The sequence below is a fragment of the Pseudomonas sp. BBP2017 genome (genome assembly GCF_003024385.1).
GTDB lineage: Bacteria > Pseudomonadota > Gammaproteobacteria > Pseudomonadales > Pseudomonadaceae > Aquipseudomonas.
The window spans coordinates 137,234-157,342 of the sequence record NZ_PVZN01000006.1; the positions used below are offsets into that span (position 1 = coordinate 137,234).

The window sequence follows — 20,109 nt, forward strand, 5'->3', positions numbered from 1 at the left end:
GTTTACTCCACCGCGCCGACCAGTCGGGCCAGCTCCGCTGCACGATTGGCGTAGCCCCACTCGTTGTCGTACCAAGCGTAGATCTTCACCTGGGTTCCGTTGACCACCAGGGTCGACAGCGCATCGATGATCGAGGACCGCGGATCGGTGCGGTAGTCGATGGACACTAGCGGGCGCTCTTCATAGCCCAGGATGTTCTTCAACGGGCCATCGGCAGCCGCCTTCAGCAGCGCGTTGACCTCTTCAGCCGTGGTCGCGTGTTCTACTTCGAACACGCAATCGGTCAGCGAGGCGTTGGCCAGCGGTACCCGCACCGCGTGACCATTGAGCTTGCCGCGCAACTCGGGGAAGATCTCGGCGATTGCCGTGGCCGAACCGGTAGTGGTCGGGATCAGGCTCATGCCCGAGGCCCGGGCGCGGCGCAGGTCCTTGTGCGGTGTATCGAGGATGCTCTGGGTATTGGTCAGGTCGTGGATGGTGGTGATCGAGCCGTGGCGGATGCCCAGGTTCTCGTGAATCACCTTCACCACCGGAGCCAGGCAGTTGGTGGTGCAGGAGGCGGCGGTGACGATGCGGTGCTGGGCCGGGTCGAACAGGTGCTGGTTGACGCCCATGACTACGTTCAGCGCACCCTTTTCCTTCACCGGAGCACAGACCACCACGCGCTTCACGCCTTGATCCAGGTAGGCCTGGAGCAAGGCCACCGTTTTCATCTTGCCGCTGGCCTCGATGACCAGGTCGCAACCCGACCAGTCGGTGTCGGCGATGCTCTTGTTGGCGGTCACCTTGATGCGCTTGCCATCGATCACCACCGAGTCGCCTTCTGCACCTGCTTCACGGTGCCAGCGTCCGTGGACCGAGTCAAAGTTGATCAGGTGGGCGTGGGTTTCGGCATCGCCGGCCGGGTCATTGATCTGCACGAATTCGAATTCTGGCCAATCCCAGGACGCGCGCAGCGCCAAGCGACCGATACGTCCAAACCCGTTGATGCCTACTTTGATTGCCATGTTGTTGTTCTCGAGTTGCGGTTAGCGAGGGGTCAGAGGGGGTGGTGAGCGGATTGATGTAAGTCTCAGATGGATCTTTGATTGACACGCTTCGACAGTTCTTCAGCCGACTCTTTACGTTCGGAGTAGCGGTCGACCATGTAGTCGGCGCGATCACGAAGAAGCAGGGTGAACTTCACCAGTTCCTCCATCACGTCGACGACACGGTCGTAGTACGCAGAGGGCTTCATGCGGCCCGACTCGTCGAACTCCAGATAGGCTTTCGGTACTGACGACTGGTTAGGGATGGTGAACATGCGCATCCAGCGGCCGAGTACACGCAGTTGGTTAACCACATTGAACGACTGCGAGCCGCCGCAGACCTGCATCACCGCGAGGGTTTTGCCCTGTGTAGGACGCACTGCGCCCATGCTCAGCGGAATCCAGTCGATCTGCGACTTGAACACGCCGGTCATAGCGCCGTGGCGTTCTGGCGAACACCAGACCATGCCTTCCGACCAGAGCACCAGATCACGCAGTTCTTTAACCATGGGGTGGTCATCGGGCACGTCATCCGGCAGTGGCAGGCCGGACGGATTGAAGATTCGCGTCTCGGCACCGAAGTGCTCCAGTAGACGTGCCGCTTCCTCGGTCAGAAGGCGGCTGAAGGAGCGTTCGCGGGTCGATCCATACAAGAGCAGGATGCGAGGCTTGTGGGTGGATTGCTGTTCGATCGCCAATTTGTCTGAAGACGGCAGATCGATCAGTTCACTGTCGATGTTGGGAATATGGTGTTCAGTCATGATTTCACTCCTGGGACAAGGCACCAGATGGCTGATCGAACCAGCGACGCTTGAGCCACAAGGCAACGCCAACCAGCGAGATCAATACAGGTACTTCCACCAGCGGCCCAATGACGGTGGCAAAGGCTACTGGCGAGGCAAGGCCGAAGGTGGCAATGGCCACGGCAATGGCTAGTTCGAAGTTGTTACTCGCAGCGGTGAAGGCCAGCGCGGTGGTACGTGGGTAATCGGCCTCCAGCAGCTTGCCCATCCAGAAGCTGATGAAGAACATCACCACGAAGTAGATGGTCAGCGGGATGGCGATGCGCAGCACATCCACAGGCAGTTGCAGCACCATGTCGCCTTTCAGGCTGAACATGGCGACGATGGTCAGCAGTAACGCCACGAGCGTCAGCGGGCTGATCTTCGGAATGAAGCGCTCCTCGTACCAAGCGGAGCCTTTACGGCTGATCAGGATCTTGCGGGTCAGGAAGCCAGCCAGGAATGGGATACCCAGATAGATCAGTACCGATTGGGCAATTTCGAGAAAGCTGGTTTCGATGACGCTACCTTCCAGGCCGAACAGCGGAGGCAGAAGGCCCAGGAATATCCAGGCATACACGCTGAAGAACAGGATCTGGAAAATGCTGTTGAAGGCGACCAAGCCCGCCACGTACTGGTTGTTGCCGCCCGCGATCTGGTTCCACACCAGCACCATGGCAATGCAACGTGCCAAGCCGATGAGGATCAGGCCGGTCATGTACTCAGGCTTGTCGGAGAGGAATACGACAGCCAGCCAGAACATCAGCACCGGGCCAATCACCCAGTTCTGAATCAGCGACAGGGTGAGGATGCGCTTGTCCTTGAAGACTTGTGGCAATTCCTCGTATTTCACCTTCGCCAATGGCGGGTACATCATGACGATCAGCCCAATGGCGATGGGAATGTTCGTTGTGCCCACCGACAGACTGTTCAGCCACGCCGGCAAACCCTGGAAGAGACTGCCCAGACCTATGCCAAGCCCCATGGCCAGAAAGATCCAGACCGTCAGGTAGCGATCGAGGAATGAAAGGCGGCTCTTGCTCATGGTGGATCTCCCTAAACGTCAGAACGTTCCTATATCGGTTTTTCTCGACAGTGATCAGCAGCAGGTAGCGACGCGTTGTGGGCGGTCACCCATGGTGTCCAGTTGTTTGGCACTGCTACTCAGCCACTCGCGATTGGCCTCCAGCGTCGTTATCAGAATCTCGCGTACCCAGGCGGGCAGCTCTGGATGCAGACGGTAGTAGACCCATTGGCCCTGCCGGCGGTCTTCCAGCAGGCCGCACGTGCGCAGTTGCGCCAGGTGGCGGGAAACCTTGGGCTGGCTTTCTTCCAGGGCACAGATCAGTTCACAGACGCACAGCTCTTCCTCGCGAGCGATCAGCAGCATCATCCGAATGCGGTTCTCGTCGGCGAGGCATTTGAAAACCTTGGTAGGTGTCAGCGAGTCAGTCATGGCGGTTCTCAGTGTTTGGTTTTCACGGGGGCGAACAGCTTGATGCGCTCATGGACCTCGTGGTTGTCATCACTAGATGTTCTGTATATATGTGTTTTTTCGAATATACGCTTTTCCGTATGTATGGCAACCCATGATGAAGGGTGGCTTTACATGTGCATATTCGTGCACATATATTGTCCCTATGACTACTACCGAAAATCTCCGCGCCCAAGCCATCGATGCTGCTATTGAGTCGCTGGATGAAGCCTTCTTCAAAGCTCTCTGCGAACCCTCCAGGGTCGCGGTTTTCAAGCGCGTGCTTCTGCTGGGCCGGGCGGATGTCGGTGAGATCGCCAAAGAGCTGCCGCAGGAGCGTTCTGTTATCTCAAGGCACCTGCAGGTGCTGCATGACGCCCAAATCGTGAAGGCCACCAGGGTGGGCCGGCAGGTTTTCTACGAAGTGAATGGCGGGGCGATCGTCGAGCGTCTTGAGGGTCTCCTCCAGCGAACCAAGGGTCTGGTTTCGCTGTGCTGTCCGTAGCGAGGCCTTTTTTTGTCTTTATGTATGCATGAGTGCGCATATATGAATGAATCGAATCGTACTTTGGATGTGATTGTCATCGGCGGTGGCCAAGCAGGTTTGGCGCTTGGCTGGCACTTGCAGCAACACGGCTTGGACTTCCTCATCGTCGATGAGCAGGCACGCCCCGGTGGCAACTGGCGTAACTACTACGACAGCCTGCAGTTGTTTTCGCCGGCAGAATACTCAGCACTGCCAGGGCTGACGTTTCCTGGTGACGCCAAGAGCTATCCGCTACGGGACGAAGTGGTGAAGTACCTGGAGACGTACGCTGTCGAGTTTCGACTGCCGTTTCAGGGGGAAACCCGAGTGGTGGACGTTGCGCTGAAGGGAAAGCTATTTGAGGTTCGCTGCGACACCGGAGCGACCTTCACCACGCATGCGCTGGTGGTGGCATCGGGTGGATTTAGCCGTCCATTCACGCCCAGCATTCCAGGGCTGGAGAGCTTTTCCGGGACTTGTTTGCATAGCTCGGCATATCGAACGCCAGAGCCCTTTGCCGGGCAAAGTGTCGTGGTAGTAGGTGCCGCGAACTCGGCTGTGCAAATTGCCTATGAGCTTGCAGGTTTCGCTGAGGTGTTGCTGGCAACCCGCGGGAAGATCCGCTTCTTCCCTCAGCGAATCCTCGGGCTCGATTTTCACGCCTGGCTGAAACTCACTCGGTTGGAGCACACGCGATGGTTGAGTGACCAGAGCACACCCGTGCTGGACAGCGGCAAATACCGACATGCTCTCAATACCGGTCGATTCCAGCGCAGGGCCATGTTCAAGCAGGTGCAGCCAGATGGTGTAGTTTGGTTGGACGGAAGCACAACCCAGATCGATGCGCTGATCTTTGCGACGGGGTTCCAGCCAAACCTCGACTTTCTGACTGCCCTCCCGATCACAGACCAGGGTGGGCGTATGCTGCAACGCAACGGTGTGGCAAGCCAGGTGCCTGGCTTGTACTTCGTGGGCTTGCCCAGGCAACGCAACTTCGCCTCGGCAACGCTCAGGGGCGTGGGCGCTGACGCCGGTTACCTGATGCCTCGACTGCTTCGTCACCTGGGCAAGGATTGCCCGTCTCACCTGTCAGCTTCGCCCCGCCAGGACTGACCTCTGGCAGGGTGCGATTCGCTGTATTCCGGAGCTGGCGCAAATTAACCTCAAGCGTACGTGGGCTGGTTTGCGCCCAAGGTCAGCGGATGAATTGCCGATCCTCGGGCAGTGCCGGAAGTCTCCGGTTACCTGAATGCCTGTGGACACTTTCGCACCGGCATCCTGAAGTCGGCGATCACCGGGGTGATGATCGACAAGGTCCTGCATGAGGAACCTTCGCCTGTGGGTATCACTCCGTTCCTCGCCGAGCGCTTTCATTCCGGGGTTGTGGATAAAATTCAGGCCACCTTGGCTTGAGCAAGGTGTGTGCGGCTCTAGTGCTCGGTCATGCGTTCAATCAGGCTCAAGCAATGCTGGACCTGTGGCGAGTTATCCTCAACCCGGCGGCTGAGAATGATCGGTGAAACCGCTGCTGCTTCGCTCAGCGGTGCATAAACGATGTCGTCGCGGTGCTGGCGCTGCACCGAGGCGGGCACCAACGTTATCCCCAGGCCAGCGGCGACCAGTCCGAGGGCGGTCTGCAGTTCGTTGGTCCACTGAATCACCTGCACGCTCAGGCCCTGACTGGAGAACAACGCCATGATGTGGTCGGCGTAGCTCGGGCGCGGGGTGGCGGGGTAGAGCACGAAGGGTTCAAAGGCCAGGCGCATCAGGTCGATGGGCTGGCCGATCAGCGGATGGCCGCAGGGCAGGGCGACTACCAGCGGCTCTTCGCGCAGCACCTGCTGGTGTATGGCCGGGTCTTTGATGTGGATGCGGCCAAAACCGATATCGATGCGTCCGGCTTTCAAGGCTTCGACCTGCTGCAGGGTGATCATTTCCTGCAGGCCAAGCTCCAGCTCCTGATAACTGCGCAGTTGGCGAATCAGCTCAGGTAACAGATCGTAAAGGGTTGAGGGCGCGAAGCCGATGCGCAGCCATTGGCGCTCGCTGTTGGCAATACGCCGGGTGCCTTCGGAAATTTGCTCGAGCTGGTCGAGCAGCATTGCACTCTGTTCGTAAAAGTAGCGCCCGGCTTCGGTCAGGCGCAGCGGACGGCTGCGCTCGAGCAAATCGACCCCGAGGGTTTCCTCCAACTGGCGGATTTGCCGGCTTAAAGGTGGCTGGGCAATGTGCAGCTGCTCGGCGGCGCGGGTGAAGTTCAGGGTCTGCGCGAGCACCCGGAAGTAACGCAGATGGCGCAGTTCCATGATACCTCCAGGGTATTGTTGCCTACCCAACAGATATTGGACTGCCTGCTTGTGCTGACGCAAGCTGGGACCCTGTGGATAACCAGACCCTGTGGATATCGTCCAGCAAGAACAAGAAGAGGGCAGCCCATGAGCAGCCACCTGTTGAGCGAGCGCAGCTGTGTGTTTCAGCGCGCCGACCCTTATGCCGTGTCCGAATACGTTAACCAGCATGTCGGTGGCCATAGCCTGCGCCTGCCCAGAACCGGCGACCTGAAGGCGAGCATCAATCACCGTAAGTTCGCCAGCCTTGACCTGTGCCGCTTGAGCTATGGCGGCAAAGCACGGATCACCTCGCCGGCCCTGGGTTCGCTGTATCACCTGCAGATTCTGCTCAAGGGCCACTGCCAGTCCAGTTTTCGTGGCAACGAACATCACTACGTGCCCGGCGAGCTGCTATTGATCAACCCGGACGATCCGGTCGACCTGACCTATTCGGCCGACTGCGAGAAGTTCATCCTCAAGTTGCCGGTCAGTCTGCTGGAGCAAGCTTGTCTGGAGCAGCGCTGGCAGTTGCCCGAGGGTGGCATTCGTTTCAACAGCGCGCGCCATGTCACCGGTGAGCTGGAAGGCTTTATCGGCTTGCTCGGGTTGATCTGCGAAGAGGCGGAGTCGACGGACTCGTTGCTGCAGGTCCAGGAGCATTACGGGCGCATCGTTGCCAGCAAGTTGCTCAGCTTGCTCGGCAACAACGTTCAGCGTGCTGAGCCGGTGCAGCAGCCCCACTCGTTCGAGCAGCTGGCAGCCTACATCGACGCCCATCTGGAGCAGGATATCAGTGTCGTCCAGCTGATGAATGTTGCACGGGTCAGCGAGCGCACCTTGTACTCACTGTTCGAGCGCCATGCCGGATTGTCGCCCAAGGGCTATGTGCGCCAGCGCAAGCTTGAGCGCATTCATGCTGCCCTGCAGGACCCGGCAAGCCCGGTGCGTAACGTTACCGAGATCGCCCTGGACTACGGTTTCCTGCACCTGGGGCGCTTTGCCGAAAGCTATCGCCAGCGTTTTGGTGAACTGCCTTCGGCCACCTTCAAACGTCATCGCTGACCCCTGGTCAGCCCTTGCGCAAACTGGATAGCGATTCGCAGGAAATGGCTATTGGCCCTTTTGTACTGCTCCTAACCTGAGATCGCGAACACTGCTCGGCAGGTTCGCCTTCGGGTTTCGATAACAACAACAAAAGAGACACGCCACATGCGAGCTATCGATATCAATGGCCTGATCGATCAGGCGAAGTTCAATACCTTCCACTGGCGTGTGCTGTTCTGGTGCGCGCTGATCATCATCTTCGACGGATACGACCTGGTCATTTATGGCGTGGTGTTGCCGGCCTTGATGCAGGAGTGGGGCATGACCCCGTTGCAGGCCGGGGCCCTGGGCAGCTACGCCCTGTTCGGCATGATGTTTGGCGCCTTGGTGTTCGGGCCGCTGTCGGACCGCATCGGCCGCAAGAGGGCCATCATGATCTGCGTGATCCTCTTCAGCGGCTTCACCGTGCTCAACGGCTTTGCCCGCAACCCGAGCGAATTCGGTATCTGTCGCTTTCTGGCGGGCCTGGGAATCGGTGGCGTGATGCCCAACGTCGTGGCGTTGATGAACGAGTACGCTCCCAAGCGCATGCGCAGCACCCTGGTGGCAATCATGTTCAGCGGCTACTCGGTGGGCGGCATGCTCTCGGCTGGCTTGGGCATCGTGTTGTTACCGGCGTTCGGTTGGCAGTCGGTGTTCTACGTCGCCATCGTCCCCTTGCTGCTGTTGCCGTTGATCCTGCGTTTCCTGCCGGAGTCCCTGGGTTTTCTGGTGCGTCAGGGACGAACCGAGCAGGCCAGCCAATTGCTGCAACGGGTCGAACCCAGCTACCAGCCACAGGCAGGCGACCGTTTGCAAGTGGTCACTGGTGTCGAAGCGGGTGGCTCGGTACCGCAGCTGTTTCGTGAAGGCCGGGCGCTGAGCACCTTGATGCTCTGGGTCGCGTTCTTCTGCTGCCTGCTGATGGTTTATGCCCTCAACTCCTGGCTGCCAAAACTGATGAACAATGCCGGTTACGGCCTGGGATCGAGTCTGGCCTTCCTGCTGGTGCTCAACTTCGGGGCGATATTTGGGGCTGTTGGCGGTGGCTGGATTGGTGATCGCTTCAAGCTCGACCGCGTACTGGTGGTGTTCTTTGCGCTGGCGGCGTTGTCGATCAGCCTGCTGGGCTTCAAGAGCCCGACACCCGTGCTGTACCTGCTGATCGCGATTGCCGGGGCAACCACTATCGGTACCCAGATCCTGGCTTATGCCTGCGTCGCCCAGTTCTATCCGATGGGCATCCGTTCCACGGGACTGGGTTGGGCATCGGGCATTGGTCGTAGCGGGGCAATCGTCGGACCGATCCTCGGCGGCCTGCTGCTGGGGATCCAGTTGCCGCTGGCGCTGAATTTCATGGCCTTTGCTGTGCCGGGCGCGGTAGCGGCAGTGGCGATGATGGTGTTTGCCAGCCGTAGCTCGGCGCAGGCCGGGGCAAGGCTGCAGTCGGCGGTCTAGACGACTCGCGGGCTTGCCCAGCGATACCGACGCCACAGTTCTCAAGTTAAAACAACAATAAAAAGAGCACGTCATCATGAACAACCTCCGTCCAATCGGGTTGCTGCCTTTGTTCGCCCTGAGTTTCACTACCCAGGCCGCCGAACCTGACTTTTTCAAGGACGCCACGGCCACCCTGCAAGCGCGCAACTACTACTTCAGCCGTGATTTTTCCGGCATCGTTGGCGCCAACCAGCAGTCCAAGGCCGAGGAGTGGGGGCAGGGCTTTATCCTCAACTTCAAATCAGGCTACACCCCGGGGCCGATTGGCGTTGGCGTCGATGCCATCGGCCTGCTCGGTATCAAGCTCGACAGCAGCCCGGACCGGACCGGCACCGGCCTGCTGCCGGTCCAGGATGACGGCCGCGCGGCGGATGAATACAGCCGCGCAGGGGCAACTTTGAAGCTGCGCTATTCGAAGACCGAACTGAAGGTCGGTGAACTGCAAACCAACTTGCCGATCCTCCAATACAATGACTCGCGCCTGCTGCCGCCGACCTATCAGGGCGCCAGCATCAGCTCGGCTGAAATCAGCGGCCTGACCCTGCAGGCGGGACACCTGAGCTCCACCAGCCTGCGCAACGAAGCAGGCGATGAAAAACTGATCGCCATGCTCGGCCACCTGCCCCAGCGTCAGGCTGACAGCGATGCTTTCAACTTTGCCGGTGGCGACTACAGCTTCAATGCCAACCGCAGCACTATGAGCCTCTGGTATGGCCGCCTGGAGGATATCTACCAGCAGGGCTTTGTCGGCTTCAAACACAACCAGCCAGTGGGTGATTGGCTACTGGGCGCCAACCTTGGCTACTTCAGCGCCAAGGAGCAGGGAGAAAGTCGGATCGGCGATATCGACAACCAGGCGTTCTATTCGCTGCTATCGGCCAAGCACGGCGGGCATACGTTCAGCGTCGGCTACCAGGGTATCTACGGTGAGAACGCGTTTCCGCGCGTGTTTCCGAATATCTCGCCGCTCGGCAACGAAGTACCGACCTATGAATTCTCGTATGCCGATGAGCGTTCCTGGCAGGTGCGTTATGACTACGACTTCGTGGCCATGGGGGTTCCGGGGCTGACGGCAACGGTGCGCTACCTGAAGGGCAACAATGTCGACACCGGGCTCGGCTTCGAGGGCAAGGAGCATGAGCGCGACCTGGACATTGGCTATGCGGTACAGAGCGGGGTACTCAAGGGGCTCGGGGTACGCTTGCGCAATGCCATGGCGCGGTCGAACTACCGCTCGGATATTGATGAGAACCGGGTGATCCTGACGTATACCTGGACGTTGTTGTAACGCTCGTTCCTACACCCGCGATGCTTTGGAAATACACCGTCCATCCCTCGATTGGTCCAAGGTCGGCACTATCGCTTAGACTGCCAGGACAACTACAACGAGTGTCCTGGTATGGAGAGTCCCCTGCTCAGCGAGCGCAGCCGGGTTTTCGACCGTGCCGATCCTTATGCCGTGTCGACCTACGTCAATCAGCATGTGGGGGTGCATAACATCCGCCTGCCGCGTTACGGGCATCTGGAGGCGTGCCTCGATCATCGCAAGTTCGCCAGCCTTGATCTGTGCCGGATCAGTTACGGTGGCGAAGTACGGGTGATGTCGCCGGCCCTGGAAAACGTCTTTCACCTGCAGATCCTGCTGCGTGGCCATTGCCTGTGGCGGCGCGGTCGTGCCGAACGTTTGCTGGGGCCTGGCGAGTTGCTGTTGATCAACCCGGACGAGCCGGTCGACCTTGCCTATTCGGCCGACTGCGAAAAATTCATTCTCAAGCTGCCCAACCGTTTGCTGGAAAGTGTCTGCGATGAACAACGCTGGCAGCGTCCCGGCGAAGGTGTGCGCTTCCTCCAGAGCCATTACCAGCTGCTGGCGCTGGAAGGATTCTCCGGCTTGCTGGCCATGGTCTGTCATGAAGCCGAAGCCAGCGAGCCGCTGTTGCGGGTGCAGGAGCACTACAGTCAGATCGTCGCCAGCAAGATGCTGACCTTGATGCCGACCAACGTCAGTCGCGAGGCACTGACTAGTCAGGCCGTGACCTTCGACCGGATTGCCGGCTACATCGAGGGCAACCTCAAGCTGGATATCTGCAGTGAACAACTGGCGCGCCAGGCCAGCATGAGCCTGCGTTCGTTGTATGCGCTGTTCGAGCGCAACGCCGGCACCACGCCAAAAATCTACATCCGCCAGAAGAAGCTCGAGCGCATCCACGCCTGCCTTGCCGACCCCAACTGCCCGGTGCGCAGTATCACTGAACTGGCCATGGACTACGGCTTCGCCCACCTGGGCCGTTTCTCGGAAAACTACAAGTCGCTGTTCGGCGAACTGCCCTCCGACACCCTCAAGCGTCGTTCCTGACACTTTGCAGAAAACGGATAAAGGTCTGCACAAAGCGGATATTTGCCGTGCCCCTCGCTCCCTAACCTGACATGGCCTGACCACAATAACAACGGAGGCCCCGGCCATGTCCCTGGGATTCGATTACCTTAATTCCCTGCTTGAAGAAGATCAGGAGAAGGGCGTCTTTCGCTGCAAGCGCGAGATGTTCACCGACCCCCGTCTGTTCGATCTTGAGATGAAACACATTTTCGAGGGCAACTGGCTGTACCTTGCCCACGAAAGCCAGATTCCTGAAAAGAACGACTTCCTCACCACCACCATGGGGCGCCAGCCGATTTTCATCGCGCGCAACAAGGATGGGGTGCTCAATGCTTTCCTCAATGCCTGCAGCCACCGCGGTGCGATGCTCTGCCGGCACAAGAGCGGTAACCGCTCGTCCTACACTTGCCCGTTCCACGGCTGGACCTTCAACAACTCCGGCAAGCTACTCAAGGTCAAGGACCCGGTCGATGCCGGTTACCCGGCGAGCTTCAACTGTGAAGGCTCCCATGACCTGACCAAGGTTGCCCGTTTCGAGTCCTATCGTGGTTTCCTGTTCGGCAGCCTGAACCCGGACGTGGTACCGCTGGTAGAGCATCTGGGCGAGTCGGCAAAGATCATCGACATGATCGTCGATCAGTCGCCCGAAGGCCTGGAAGTGCTGCGCGGTTCTTCCTCCTACATCTACGAAGGCAACTGGAAGCTGACCGCCGAGAACGGTGCCGACGGCTACCACGTCAGTGCCGTGCACTGGAACTACGCCGCTACCCAGAACCAGCGCAAGCAGCGCGAGGCGGGCAGCGAAGTGAAAACCATGAGCGCTGGCGGCTGGGCCAAGAGCGGTGGTGGTTTCTACTCCTTCGACAAAGGTCATCTGCTGCTCTGGACCCGTTGGGCCAACCCTGAGGACCGTCCGCTGTTCGAGCGCCGTGACGAGCTGGCCGCCGACTTCGGTCAGGCCCGCGCCAACTGGATGATCGAGAACTCGCGCAACCTGTGCCTGTACCCGAACGTGTACCTGATGGACCAGTTCAGCTCGCAGATCCGTATCGCCCGGCCGATCGCCGTGGACAAGACCGAGATCACCATCTACTGCATCGCGCCCAAGGGCGAGAGCGCCGAGGCCCGGGCCCAGCGCATCCGTCAGTATGAGGACTTCTTCAACGTCAGTGGCATGGCCACTCCGGACGACCTGGAAGAATTCCGTTCGTGCCAGATGGGTTACCAGGGCGGGCGTGGCTGGAACGACATGTCGCGTGGGGCAACCCACTGGGTCGACGGCGCCGATGCCGCTGCCCAGGAAATCGATCTGCATCCGCAAATGAGCGGTGTGCGTACCGAAGACGAAGGCCTGTTCGTGCTGCAACACAAGTACTGGCAGGAAACCATGCTCAAGGCCCTCGCCGACGAGCAACAGCTGATCCCGGTGGAGGCCGTGCAATGAGCATTTCCTTCGAGCAAGTACGCGACTTCCTCTACGAAGAAGCGCGTTACCTGGACGACAGCCAGTGGGACAACTGGCTGGAGTGCTACGCCGCCGACGCCACTTTCTGGATGCCGGCCTGGGACGACAACGACCAGCTCACCGAAGACCCGCAACGGGAAATTTCGCTGATCTGGTACGGCAACCGTGGCGGTCTGGAAGACCGGGTGTTCCGGATCAAGACCGAACGCTCCAGTGCGACCATGCCCGACACCCGGACCTCGCATAACATCAGCAACATCGAACTGCTGGAACAGAACGATGGCGTCTGCAAGGTGCGCTTCAACTGGCACACCCTGAGCTTTCGCTACAAGACAGTGGACAGTCACTTCGGCACCAGTTTCTACACCCTTGATGTGCGCGGCGAACGGCCGCTGATCAAGGCCAAGAAAGTCGTGCTCAAGAACGACTACGTGCGTCAGGTCATCGACGTTTACCACATCTGAATCCAGCTTTTCTGCGAGGTGCGCCATGCACAAGATCGCCTTGAATTTCGAAGACGGGGTTACCCGTTTCATTGACGCCACGGCCGACGAAACCGTGGCTGACGCCGCCTACCGCCAGGGCATCAACATCCCGCTGGACTGCCGTGATGGCGCCTGCGGTACCTGTAAGTGCTTTGCCGAGGCCGGTCGCTACGACCTGGGCCAGGAATACATCGAAGACGCCTTGAGCGAGGAAGAAGCCGCTCAGGGTTATGTGCTGACCTGCCAGATGCGCGCTGAAAGCGATTGCGTGGTGCGCGTGCCAGCCTCGTCCCAGGTATGCAAGACCGAGCAGTCCAGCTACCAGGCCAGCATCAGTGCGGTGCGTCAGCTTTCCGATAGCACCATTGCCCTGTCAATCAAGGGCGATGCCCTCAGCCGTCTGGCCTTCCTGCCCGGTCAGTACGTCAACCTCGGCGTGCCTGGCAGCGAACAGACCCGTGCTTACTCCTTCAGTTCGCTGCAAAAGGACGGCGAGGTCAGCTTCCTGATCCGCAACGTACCGGGCGGGCTGATGAGCAGCTTCCTCACAGGTCTCGCCAAGGCTGGCGACAGCATGACCCTGGCCGGTCCGTTGGGCAGTTTCTACCTGCGTGAAATCCGCCGGCCATTGCTGCTGTTGGCGGGGGGTACCGGGCTTGCACCGTTCACCGCGATGCTGGAGAAAATCGCCGAGCAGGGCAGCGAGCATCCACTGCATCTGATCTATGGCGTGACCAACGATTTCGATCTGGTCGAACTGGATCGCCTGCAGGCCTTTGCCGCACGCATCCCCAACTTCAGCTTCAGCGCCTGCGTGGCCAACCCGGAGAGTCAGCACCCGCTCAAGGGCTATGTCACCCAGCACATCGAGCCGCGTCACCTCAACGAAGGCGATGTCGATGTGTACCTGTGCGGCCCACCGCCGATGGTCGAGGCGGTCAGCCAGTACATCCGCGAGCAGGGCATCACTCCGGCGAACTTCTACTACGAAAAATTCGCCGCCGCTGCCTGAAGCCGTTTTTATGGGGCCGGGCGCATCGTGCGGGTACGGTCGGTCCCCTTTTTATTCGAGGTTGTCATGAACAACAGATTCGACAACAAGGTCGCGCTGGTTACCGGTGCGGCGCAGGGAATCGGTCGCCGGCTGTGCGAGCGCTTGCTCGAAGAGGGCGCGACCCTGGTGGCGGTGGATCGCTCGGAACTGGTTCACGAGCTGCAAGGCGAAGGCGTGCTGACCCTGACCGCAGACCTGGAGCAGCACAGCGAATGCAGCCGGGTGATGGCAGCGGCGGTGGAGCGTTTTGACCGCCTCGACGTGCTGGTCAACAACGTTGGTGGCACCATCTGGGCCAAGCCTTTCGAGCACTACGAAGCAGCGCAGATCGAAGCCGAAGTACGTCGCTCGTTGTTCCCCACCCTGTGGTGCTGCCATGCGGCGCTGCCTTTCATGCTTGAGCAGGGCAGCGGCGCAATCGTCAACGTTTCCTCGATCGCCACGCGCAGCGTCAACCGCGTGCCCTATGGCGCCGCCAAAGGCGGGGTGAATGCACTGACCGCCTGCCTGGCCTTTGAGACCGCCGGCCGCGGCGTGCGGGTCAATGCCACGGCGCCCGGTGGCACCGAAGCACCGCCACGCCGGGTGCCGCGCAACAGCGCCGAGCAGAGCAGCGACGAGAAAATCTGGTACCAGCAGATCGTTGACCAGACCCTCGACAGTAGCCTGATGAAACGCTACGGCAACCTCGATGAGCAGGTTGGCGCGATTCTCTTTCTGGCCTCCGACGAGGCTTCCTACATCACCGGCACGGTGTTGCCGGTTGGCGGCGGCGACCTCGGCTGAGCGCCCCTGGAGATCTCGATGAGTCATCCCCTGATTGAACGCATCTCGACGCTGATCGTCGATCTGCCCACCATTCGCCCGCACAAGCTGGCGATGCACACCATGCAGAAACAGACCCTGGTGATTATCCGTCTGCAGTGCTCGGATGGCATCGAAGGCCTTGGTGAGTCCACCACCATCGGTGGCCTGGCCTACGGCAACGAAAGCCCGGAAAGCATCAAGCAGAACATCGACAGCTACTTCGCGCCGCTGTTGATCGGCCAGGATGCCAGCAATATCAATGCGGCGATGCAGCGTCTGGACAAGGTCATCAAGGGCAACACCTTCGCCCGCTCCGGGATCGAAAGCGCCTTGCTCGACGCCCAGGGCAAGCGCCAGGGCCTGGCAGTCAGCGAACTGCTTGGCGGGCGTGTACGCGACAGTCTGGAAGTGGCCTGGACCCTGGCCAGTGGCGACACCGCACGCGACATCGCCGAGGCCGAGCAGATGCTCGACCTGCGCCGTCATCGCGTCTTCAAGTTGAAGATCGGCGCCAATGAAGTCGCCCATGACCTCAACCATGTGATCGCCATCAAACGCGCACTGGGTGAACGCGCCAGCGTGCGGGTCGACGTCAATCAGTACTGGGACGAGTCGCAGGCGATTCGCGCCTGTCAGGTGCTGGGCGACAACGGTATCGACCTGGTCGAGCAGCCGATCTCGCGCATCAACCGTGCCGGCCAAGTGCGTCTGAATCAGCGCAGCCCGGCACCGATCATGGCCGATGAATCGATCGAAAGCGTCGAGGATGCCTTCAGCCTGGCAGCCGACGGCGCCGCCAGCATCTTCGCCCTGAAGATCGCCAAGAACGGTGGCCCGCGTGCCGTATTGCGCACCGCGCAGATCGCCGAAGCCGCCGGTATCGCCCTGTACGGCGGGACCATGCTCGAAGGTTCGATCGGCACCCTGGCCGCCGCCCATGCCTTCATCACCTTGAACAAACTGACCTGGCACACCGAACTGTTCGGCCCGCTGCTGCTGACCGAAGAGATCGTTATCGAAGCGCCGGTGTATCGCGACTTCGCCCTGCACGTACCACGCACCCCGGGCCTGGGCCTGACCCTGGACGAAGAGCGCCTGGCGTTCTTCAGCCGCAAGTAAGGAGAGATGCCATGTTGTTCCACGTGAAAATGACCGTGAACCTGCCCCTGGATATGGACCCGGCCAAAGCCGCAACGCTCAAGGCCGACGAAAAGGAACTGGCCCAGCGTCTGCAGCGCGAAGGCAGCTGGCGCCATCTGTGGCGCATTGCCGGGCACTACGCCAACTACAGCGTGTTCGACCTGCCCAGCGTCGAGGCGCTGCACGACACCCTGATGCAACTGCCGCTGTTCCCCTACATGGACATCGAAATCGATGGCCTGTGCCGTCACCCATCATCGATCCACAGCGACGACCGTTGAACGCCAAACGCCGATAACAACAATTCGAGGTACATATCATGACCGTGAAGATTGCTCACACTGCCGATGTCCAGAAATTCTTCGAAGAAGTCAGTGGCCTGAACAACGACCTGGGTAGCCCGCGCATGAAGCTGGTGACCAACCGGATCGTCAATGACGTGGCCCGCATTATCGAAGACCTGCAAATTACCCCTGATGAGTTCTGGAAGGCGGTGGACTACCTCAACCGCCTGGGCTCGCGCCAGGAAGCCGGCCTGCTGGTGGCCGGGTTGGGCGTCGAGCACTATCTGGACCTGCAACTGGATGCCCAGGATGCCGAAGCCGGGATCAGCGGCGGCACCCCGCGCACCATCGAAGGGCCGCTGTATGTCGCTGGCGCACCGATGGCCGAAGGCGAAGTGCGCATGGATGATGGCCAGGATCCGGGCACCGTGATGTTCCTCCAGGGCCGCGTCCTGGATGAGCAGGGCCAGCCGGTGGCTGGCGCTGTGGTGGATCTGTGGCATGCCAATACCCAGGGCACTTACTCGTACTTCGACAGCACCCAGTCGGACTACAACCTGCGTCGGCGCATCGTCACCGATGCCGAAGGCCGCTACCGCGCACGCAGCATCGTGCCGTCGGGTTATGGCTGCCCTGCAGACGGACCGACCCAGGAGCTGCTCGACCAGTTGGGTCGCCACGGCAATCGTCCGGCGCATATCCACTTCTTCATTTCTGCGCCGGGTTATCGTCACCTGACCACCCAGATCAACCTGGCGGGTGATCAGTACCTGTGGGACGACTTTGCTTATGCCACTCGCGACGGACTGATCGGCGAGTTGCGCTTTGTCGAGGATGCAGCGGCAGCCGATGCTCGTGGTGTGGAAGGACGCTTTGCCGAAATGGACTTCGACTTCCAGCTGCTCAGTGCACCCAAGCCTGCAAGCGAAGAGCGCAGCAAGCGGCCACGGGCGTTGCAGGACGCTTGAGGACTGGGTTGAATTGATCGCGGGGCAAGCCCGCTCCCACAGCAACCTGTGGGAGCGGGCTTGCCCCGCGATGCTTTTAAGAAGCCACTCACTGGATAATCCAATGAAAACAATACTCCAGGACTTCTCCCTCTCTGCCTTGGTCGCCGGCTTCATCGCCACCCTGATTTCCTACGCGGGTCCCTTGGTGATCATCTTTCAGGCCGCCCACAGCGCACAGCTGTCGGCGGCTGAACTGTCTTCGTGGGTCTGGGCCATTTCCATCGGCAGCGGTGTGCTGGGCGTGGCGCTCAGCCTGCGCTTCAAGGTGCCGTTGGTGATTGCCTGGTCGGCACCGGGTTCGGCCTTGCTGGTGGCGCTGTTACCGGATATCGCTTTTGCCGAGGCGGTCGGTGCCTACATCGTCGCCAACCTGGTGATACTGCTGGTAGGCCTGTCGGGCGCCTTCGACCGCATTGTCGGCAAGCTGCCGCCGGCAATCGCCGCAGCGATGCTGGCAGGTATTCTGTTCAGCTTCGGTACCGGGTTGTTCACTTCATTGAAGTCGCAACCGCTGCTGGTGGTGGCGATGTTTGTCAGCTACCTGGTGTTCAAGCGCATCGCTGCGCGCTACGCAGTGTTGGCCGTGCTGGTGTGCGGGGTGAGCATTGCCGTGTTCAGCGGCGAAATGAACAGCTCGGCGCTGGTGCTGGGCCTGGCCACGCCGGTGTGGACCACACCGGCGTTCAGCTGGAGTGCTGTGTTGAGCATCAGCCTGCCGCTGGTGATGGTGGCGCTGACCGGGCAGTTCGTGCCGGGCATCGTCGTGTTGCGCAATGACGGCTATCAAACCCCGGCCAGCCCGATCATCGCCAGCAACGCGCTCACCAGCTTGATCCTCGCGCCTTTCGGTTGCCATGGACTGAACCTGGCGGCGATTACGGCGGCCATCTGCACGGGCCGCGAAGCGCATGAAGATCCGCGCAAACGCTATTGGGCGGGTGTCTGTGGTGGCGTGTTGTATTTGCTGCTGGGGGTGTTCGGGGCAACGCTGGTGTCACTGTTTACGGCGTTTCCCGCTGCCTTGATCGCGGCACTGGCCGGGCTGGCGTTGTTTGGTGCGATTGGGGGGGCGCTCGCCGGGGCGATGAGTGTGCCGAGTGACCGCGAGGCGGCGTTGATCACCTTCCTGGTGACGGCCTCAGGCATGTCATTCCTGGGTTTGTCAGCGGCATTCTGGGGGCTGATATTTGGCTTGTTCGCGCATCTGTTGCTGCACCTGCGGCGACCAGCGCCACAGGTGAGCGGGGCAGGGGTACAGGCGGACTGAAGTCAGATCTGCATAGCCATGCCTTCGACGTTCATCGCCGCCTGACGCAAGGCTTCGGAACGGGTCGGGTGTGGGTGGCAGGTCAGGGCGATGTCCTCGGCCGAGGCCGAGAACTCCATGGCCACGCAGAATTCGCCGATCATCTCGCTGACGCTCGGGCCGACCAGATGCACGCCCAGCACTTCGTCGGTGTTGGCGTCAGCCAGGACCTTGGCGAAGCCTTCGGTCTCGTGATTGATCTTCGCCCGGCTGTTGGCGGTGAAGGGAAACTTGCCGACCTTGTAGGCACGCCCTTCGGCCTTGAGCTGCTCTTCGGTCTTGCCGACGCTGGCCAGTTCCGGCCGGGTGTAGATCACCCCGGGGATGAGGTTGTAGTTGACCTCATGGGCTTTGCCGGCGATCCGCTCGATGCAGGCCACCGCCTCATCTTCGGCCTTGTGCGCGAGCATCGGGCCGGAGGTGACGTCGCCGATCACCCAGATCCCCGGCACTGTCGAGCGGTGGTGCTCATTGACGAGCATGCCGCGTTTGTCGGTTTCCAGACCGACATTTTCCAGGCCCAGGCCCTTGGTATACGGGCGACGGCCAATAGCGACCAGCACATAGTCCGCTTGCAGGCTTTCACTGGCGCCGCCGGCGGCAGGTTCCAGGCTCAGGCTGACGCCGTCCGCCGAGGCGGTGGCCTGAGTGACCTTGCTGCCCAGCTTGAAGCTGATGCCTTGCTTGGCCAGCGCGCGTTGCAGGGTCTTGGCGGTCTCTTCGTCGGTGCCCGGACAGATGCGCTCAAGGTATTCGATCACAGTGACCTGACTCCCCAGGCGCCGCCACACCGAACCCAGCTCCAGGCCGATCACCCCGGCGCCGATCACCACCAGGTGCTTGGGCACGCTGGGCAGCGACAGGGCACCGGTGGAGTCGATGATGCGCTGGTTGTCGATGGTCACCCCCGGCAGCGGGGTTGGCTCGGAGCCGGTGGCGATGACGATATCCTTGGCCTGCAGTTCAGTGACACTGCCATTTTCAGCACTGACATTGACCCGGCCCGGGCCGGTGATCTGACCCCAGCCCTTGATCCAGTCAACCTTGTTTTTGCGGAACAGGAACTCGATGCCCTTGGTCAGGCCCGTCACGCTTTCGTCTTTCTGTTTCATCATCTGGGCGAGGTTAAGGGTGGGTTTGACCTCGATTCCCAGGTTGGCGAACTCGCTGCCTAGCGCCGCTTCATACAGCTCCGAGGCATGCAGCAGTGCCTTGGACGGCATGCAACCGACATTCAGGCAGGTGCCACCCAGGGTCGAGCGGCCTTCCACACAGGCTACGCTCATGCCCAGCTGACCGGCGCGGATTGCGGCGTTGTAGCCGCCCGGGCCACCGCCGATGATCACCACATCATAGGTTTTCATTGCTGTACTCCAGGATGAAGAATCGACAATGGCGCCAAGATTAGTCTGCCAGGCGATTGATTGTATACAATTTATCGTGTGCTTCGATTTCCCC

The 20,109-nt window shown here is 60.4% G+C and carries 20 protein-coding genes and 1 pseudogene; 15 read left to right on the forward strand and 6 right to left on the reverse strand.

What is annotated here, in order from left to right:
• Window positions 1–2: 2 nt before the first annotated feature.
• From C6382_RS10470 to C6382_RS10485, 4 genes are all read right to left on the reverse strand, one after another.
• The gene (locus tag C6382_RS10470) at window positions 3–1,007 is read right to left on the reverse strand and encodes an ArsJ-associated glyceraldehyde-3-phosphate dehydrogenase (protein WP_107024425.1); all 1,005 of its coding nucleotides are present in this window, start codon (window positions 1,005–1,007) and stop codon (window positions 3–5) included.
• A gap of 65 nt (window positions 1,008–1,072) precedes the next feature.
• Entirely contained in the window at window positions 1,073–1,789 is a 717-nt protein-coding gene (arsH, locus tag C6382_RS10475; RefSeq protein WP_107024426.1) for an arsenical resistance protein ArsH, read from the reverse strand.
• 4 nt (window positions 1,790–1,793) lie between these two features.
• Window positions 1,794–2,855 carry an ACR3 family arsenite efflux transporter gene (arsB, locus tag C6382_RS10480; protein ID WP_107024427.1) on the reverse strand — a complete coding sequence of 354 codons (1,062 nt, stop codon included), beginning with the start codon at window positions 2,853–2,855 and terminating at the stop codon, window positions 1,794–1,796.
• 54 nt (window positions 2,856–2,909) lie between these two features.
• Complete coding sequence (locus C6382_RS10485) at window positions 2,910–3,266, reverse strand: metalloregulator ArsR/SmtB family transcription factor (protein ID WP_107024428.1); 357 nt, start codon at window positions 3,264–3,266, stop codon at window positions 2,910–2,912.
• Between the two features lie 184 nt (window positions 3,267–3,450).
• Here C6382_RS10485 and C6382_RS10490 point away from each other — a divergent pair, with 184 nt between their 5' ends.
• The 3 genes and pseudogenes from C6382_RS10490 to C6382_RS10500 all read left to right on the forward strand — a co-directional run.
• Window positions 3,451–3,789, forward strand: coding sequence for a helix-turn-helix transcriptional regulator (locus C6382_RS10490; RefSeq protein ID WP_107024429.1), 339 nt, complete (start codon window positions 3,451–3,453; stop codon window positions 3,787–3,789).
• Window positions 3,790–3,831: 42 nt separating this feature from the next.
• Window positions 3,832–4,923, forward strand: a complete 1,092-nt coding sequence (locus C6382_RS10495; RefSeq protein WP_107024430.1) for an NAD(P)/FAD-dependent oxidoreductase — start codon at window positions 3,832–3,834, stop codon at window positions 4,921–4,923.
• A gap of 1 nt (window position 4,924) precedes the next feature.
• A pseudogene (locus C6382_RS10500) lies at window positions 4,925–5,223 on the forward strand (FAD-dependent oxidoreductase); the annotation flags it as partial.
• A gap of 17 nt (window positions 5,224–5,240) precedes the next feature.
• Here the strand turns inward: C6382_RS10500 and C6382_RS10505 are convergent.
• Complete coding sequence (locus tag C6382_RS10505; protein ID WP_107024431.1) at window positions 5,241–6,116, reverse strand: LysR family transcriptional regulator; 876 nt, start codon at window positions 6,114–6,116, stop codon at window positions 5,241–5,243.
• Window positions 6,117–6,245: 129 nt separating this feature from the next.
• Here C6382_RS10505 and C6382_RS10510 point away from each other — a divergent pair, with 129 nt between their 5' ends.
• The 12 genes from C6382_RS10510 (at window position 6,246) to C6382_RS10565 (ending at window position 18,612) form a co-directional block, all read left to right on the forward strand.
• Window positions 6,246–7,202: an AraC family transcriptional regulator gene (locus C6382_RS10510; protein WP_107024432.1), complete on the forward strand. Its 957-nt coding sequence runs from the start codon at window positions 6,246–6,248 to the stop codon at window positions 7,200–7,202.
• Between the two features lie 147 nt (window positions 7,203–7,349).
• The gene (locus tag C6382_RS10515; protein WP_107024433.1) at window positions 7,350–8,681 is read left to right on the forward strand and encodes an aromatic acid/H+ symport family MFS transporter; all 1,332 of its coding nucleotides are present in this window, start codon (window positions 7,350–7,352) and stop codon (window positions 8,679–8,681) included.
• Between the two features lie 76 nt (window positions 8,682–8,757).
• Window positions 8,758–10,011, forward strand: a complete 1,254-nt coding sequence (locus C6382_RS10520) for an OprD family porin (protein WP_107024434.1) — start codon at window positions 8,758–8,760, stop codon at window positions 10,009–10,011.
• A 111-nt stretch (window positions 10,012–10,122) separates the two neighbouring features.
• The gene (locus C6382_RS10525) at window positions 10,123–11,079 is read left to right on the forward strand and encodes an AraC family transcriptional regulator (protein ID WP_107024435.1); all 957 of its coding nucleotides are present in this window, start codon (window positions 10,123–10,125) and stop codon (window positions 11,077–11,079) included.
• 106 nt (window positions 11,080–11,185) lie between these two features.
• Entirely contained in the window at window positions 11,186–12,544 is a 1,359-nt protein-coding gene (gene benA / locus C6382_RS10530; RefSeq protein ID WP_107024436.1) for a benzoate 1,2-dioxygenase large subunit, read from the forward strand.
• Window positions 12,541–13,029, forward strand: a complete 489-nt coding sequence (gene benB / locus C6382_RS10535; RefSeq protein ID WP_038616069.1) for a benzoate 1,2-dioxygenase small subunit — start codon at window positions 12,541–12,543, stop codon at window positions 13,027–13,029. Before benA ends, benB begins: the two co-directional genes overlap by 4 nt.
• A 25-nt stretch (window positions 13,030–13,054) precedes the next feature.
• A complete protein-coding gene (gene benC / locus C6382_RS10540) occupies window positions 13,055–14,062 on the forward strand; it encodes a benzoate 1,2-dioxygenase electron transfer component BenC (protein WP_107024437.1) in 1,008 nt (335 codons plus the stop codon).
• Between the two features lie 66 nt (window positions 14,063–14,128).
• The gene (locus C6382_RS10545; protein ID WP_107024438.1) at window positions 14,129–14,890 is read left to right on the forward strand and encodes a 1,6-dihydroxycyclohexa-2,4-diene-1-carboxylate dehydrogenase; all 762 of its coding nucleotides are present in this window, start codon (window positions 14,129–14,131) and stop codon (window positions 14,888–14,890) included.
• An 18-nt stretch (window positions 14,891–14,908) separates the two neighbouring features.
• Window positions 14,909–16,030 carry a muconate cycloisomerase family protein gene (locus tag C6382_RS10550; protein ID WP_107024439.1) on the forward strand — a complete coding sequence of 374 codons (1,122 nt, stop codon included), beginning with the start codon at window positions 14,909–14,911 and terminating at the stop codon, window positions 16,028–16,030.
• 11 nt (window positions 16,031–16,041) lie between these two features.
• Window positions 16,042–16,332, forward strand: a complete 291-nt coding sequence (gene catC, locus C6382_RS10555; protein ID WP_038616059.1) for a muconolactone Delta-isomerase — start codon at window positions 16,042–16,044, stop codon at window positions 16,330–16,332.
• 38 nt (window positions 16,333–16,370) lie between these two features.
• Window positions 16,371–17,303 (forward strand): catechol 1,2-dioxygenase, encoded by a 933-nt coding sequence (catA, locus tag C6382_RS10560; protein ID WP_107024440.1) that lies wholly within the window; start codon window positions 16,371–16,373, stop codon window positions 17,301–17,303.
• A gap of 103 nt (window positions 17,304–17,406) precedes the next feature.
• On the forward strand, window positions 17,407–18,612 hold the full coding sequence (locus tag C6382_RS10565; protein WP_107024441.1) for a benzoate/H(+) symporter BenE family transporter: 1,206 nt from the start codon (window positions 17,407–17,409) through the stop codon (window positions 18,610–18,612).
• A gap of 2 nt (window positions 18,613–18,614) precedes the next feature.
• Here C6382_RS10565 and lpdA read toward each other — a convergent pair whose 3' ends face one another.
• Window positions 18,615–20,015 (reverse strand): dihydrolipoyl dehydrogenase, encoded by a 1,401-nt coding sequence (gene lpdA, locus C6382_RS10570; protein ID WP_107024442.1) that lies wholly within the window; start codon window positions 20,013–20,015, stop codon window positions 18,615–18,617.
• Between the last annotated feature and the right edge of the window lie 94 nt (window positions 20,016–20,109).

Excerpts from the sequence above, each read along its gene's own strand:
- benA (WP_107024436.1), top strand. The coding sequence starts at position 11,186 with ATGTCCCTGGGATTCGATTACCTTAATTCCCTGCTTGAAGAAGATCAG.
- C6382_RS10550 (WP_107024439.1), top strand. The coding sequence starts at position 14,909 with ATGAGTCATCCCCTGATTGAACGCATCTCGACGCTGATCGTCGATCTG.
- catA (WP_107024440.1), top strand. The coding sequence starts at position 16,371 with ATGACCGTGAAGATTGCTCACACTGCCGATGTCCAGAAATTCTTCGAA.
- C6382_RS10525 (WP_107024435.1), top strand. The coding sequence starts at position 10,123 with ATGGAGAGTCCCCTGCTCAGCGAGCGCAGCCGGGTTTTCGACCGTGCC.
- C6382_RS10520 (WP_107024434.1), top strand. The coding sequence starts at position 8,758 with ATGAACAACCTCCGTCCAATCGGGTTGCTGCCTTTGTTCGCCCTGAGT.
- arsB (WP_107024427.1), bottom strand. The coding sequence starts at position 2,855 with ATGAGCAAGAGCCGCCTTTCATTCCTCGATCGCTACCTGACGGTCTGG.
- benB (WP_038616069.1), top strand. The coding sequence starts at position 12,541 with ATGAGCATTTCCTTCGAGCAAGTACGCGACTTCCTCTACGAAGAAGCG.
- C6382_RS10470 (WP_107024425.1), bottom strand. The coding sequence starts at position 1,007 with ATGGCAATCAAAGTAGGCATCAACGGGTTTGGACGTATCGGTCGCTTG.
- arsH (WP_107024426.1), bottom strand. The coding sequence starts at position 1,789 with ATGACTGAACACCATATTCCCAACATCGACAGTGAACTGATCGATCTG.
- C6382_RS10545 (WP_107024438.1), top strand. The coding sequence starts at position 14,129 with ATGAACAACAGATTCGACAACAAGGTCGCGCTGGTTACCGGTGCGGCG.
- C6382_RS10510 (WP_107024432.1), top strand. The coding sequence starts at position 6,246 with ATGAGCAGCCACCTGTTGAGCGAGCGCAGCTGTGTGTTTCAGCGCGCC.
- C6382_RS10565 (WP_107024441.1), top strand. The coding sequence starts at position 17,407 with ATGAAAACAATACTCCAGGACTTCTCCCTCTCTGCCTTGGTCGCCGGC.
- benC (WP_107024437.1), top strand. The coding sequence starts at position 13,055 with ATGCACAAGATCGCCTTGAATTTCGAAGACGGGGTTACCCGTTTCATT.
- catC (WP_038616059.1), top strand. The coding sequence starts at position 16,042 with ATGTTGTTCCACGTGAAAATGACCGTGAACCTGCCCCTGGATATGGAC.
- C6382_RS10495 (WP_107024430.1), top strand. The coding sequence starts at position 3,832 with ATGAATGAATCGAATCGTACTTTGGATGTGATTGTCATCGGCGGTGGC.
- C6382_RS10505 (WP_107024431.1), bottom strand. The coding sequence starts at position 6,116 with ATGGAACTGCGCCATCTGCGTTACTTCCGGGTGCTCGCGCAGACCCTG.
- C6382_RS10490 (WP_107024429.1), top strand. The coding sequence starts at position 3,451 with ATGACTACTACCGAAAATCTCCGCGCCCAAGCCATCGATGCTGCTATT.
- lpdA (WP_107024442.1), bottom strand. The coding sequence starts at position 20,015 with ATGAAAACCTATGATGTGGTGATCATCGGCGGTGGCCCGGGCGGCTAC.
- C6382_RS10515 (WP_107024433.1), top strand. The coding sequence starts at position 7,350 with ATGCGAGCTATCGATATCAATGGCCTGATCGATCAGGCGAAGTTCAAT.
- C6382_RS10485 (WP_107024428.1), bottom strand. The coding sequence starts at position 3,266 with ATGACTGACTCGCTGACACCTACCAAGGTTTTCAAATGCCTCGCCGAC.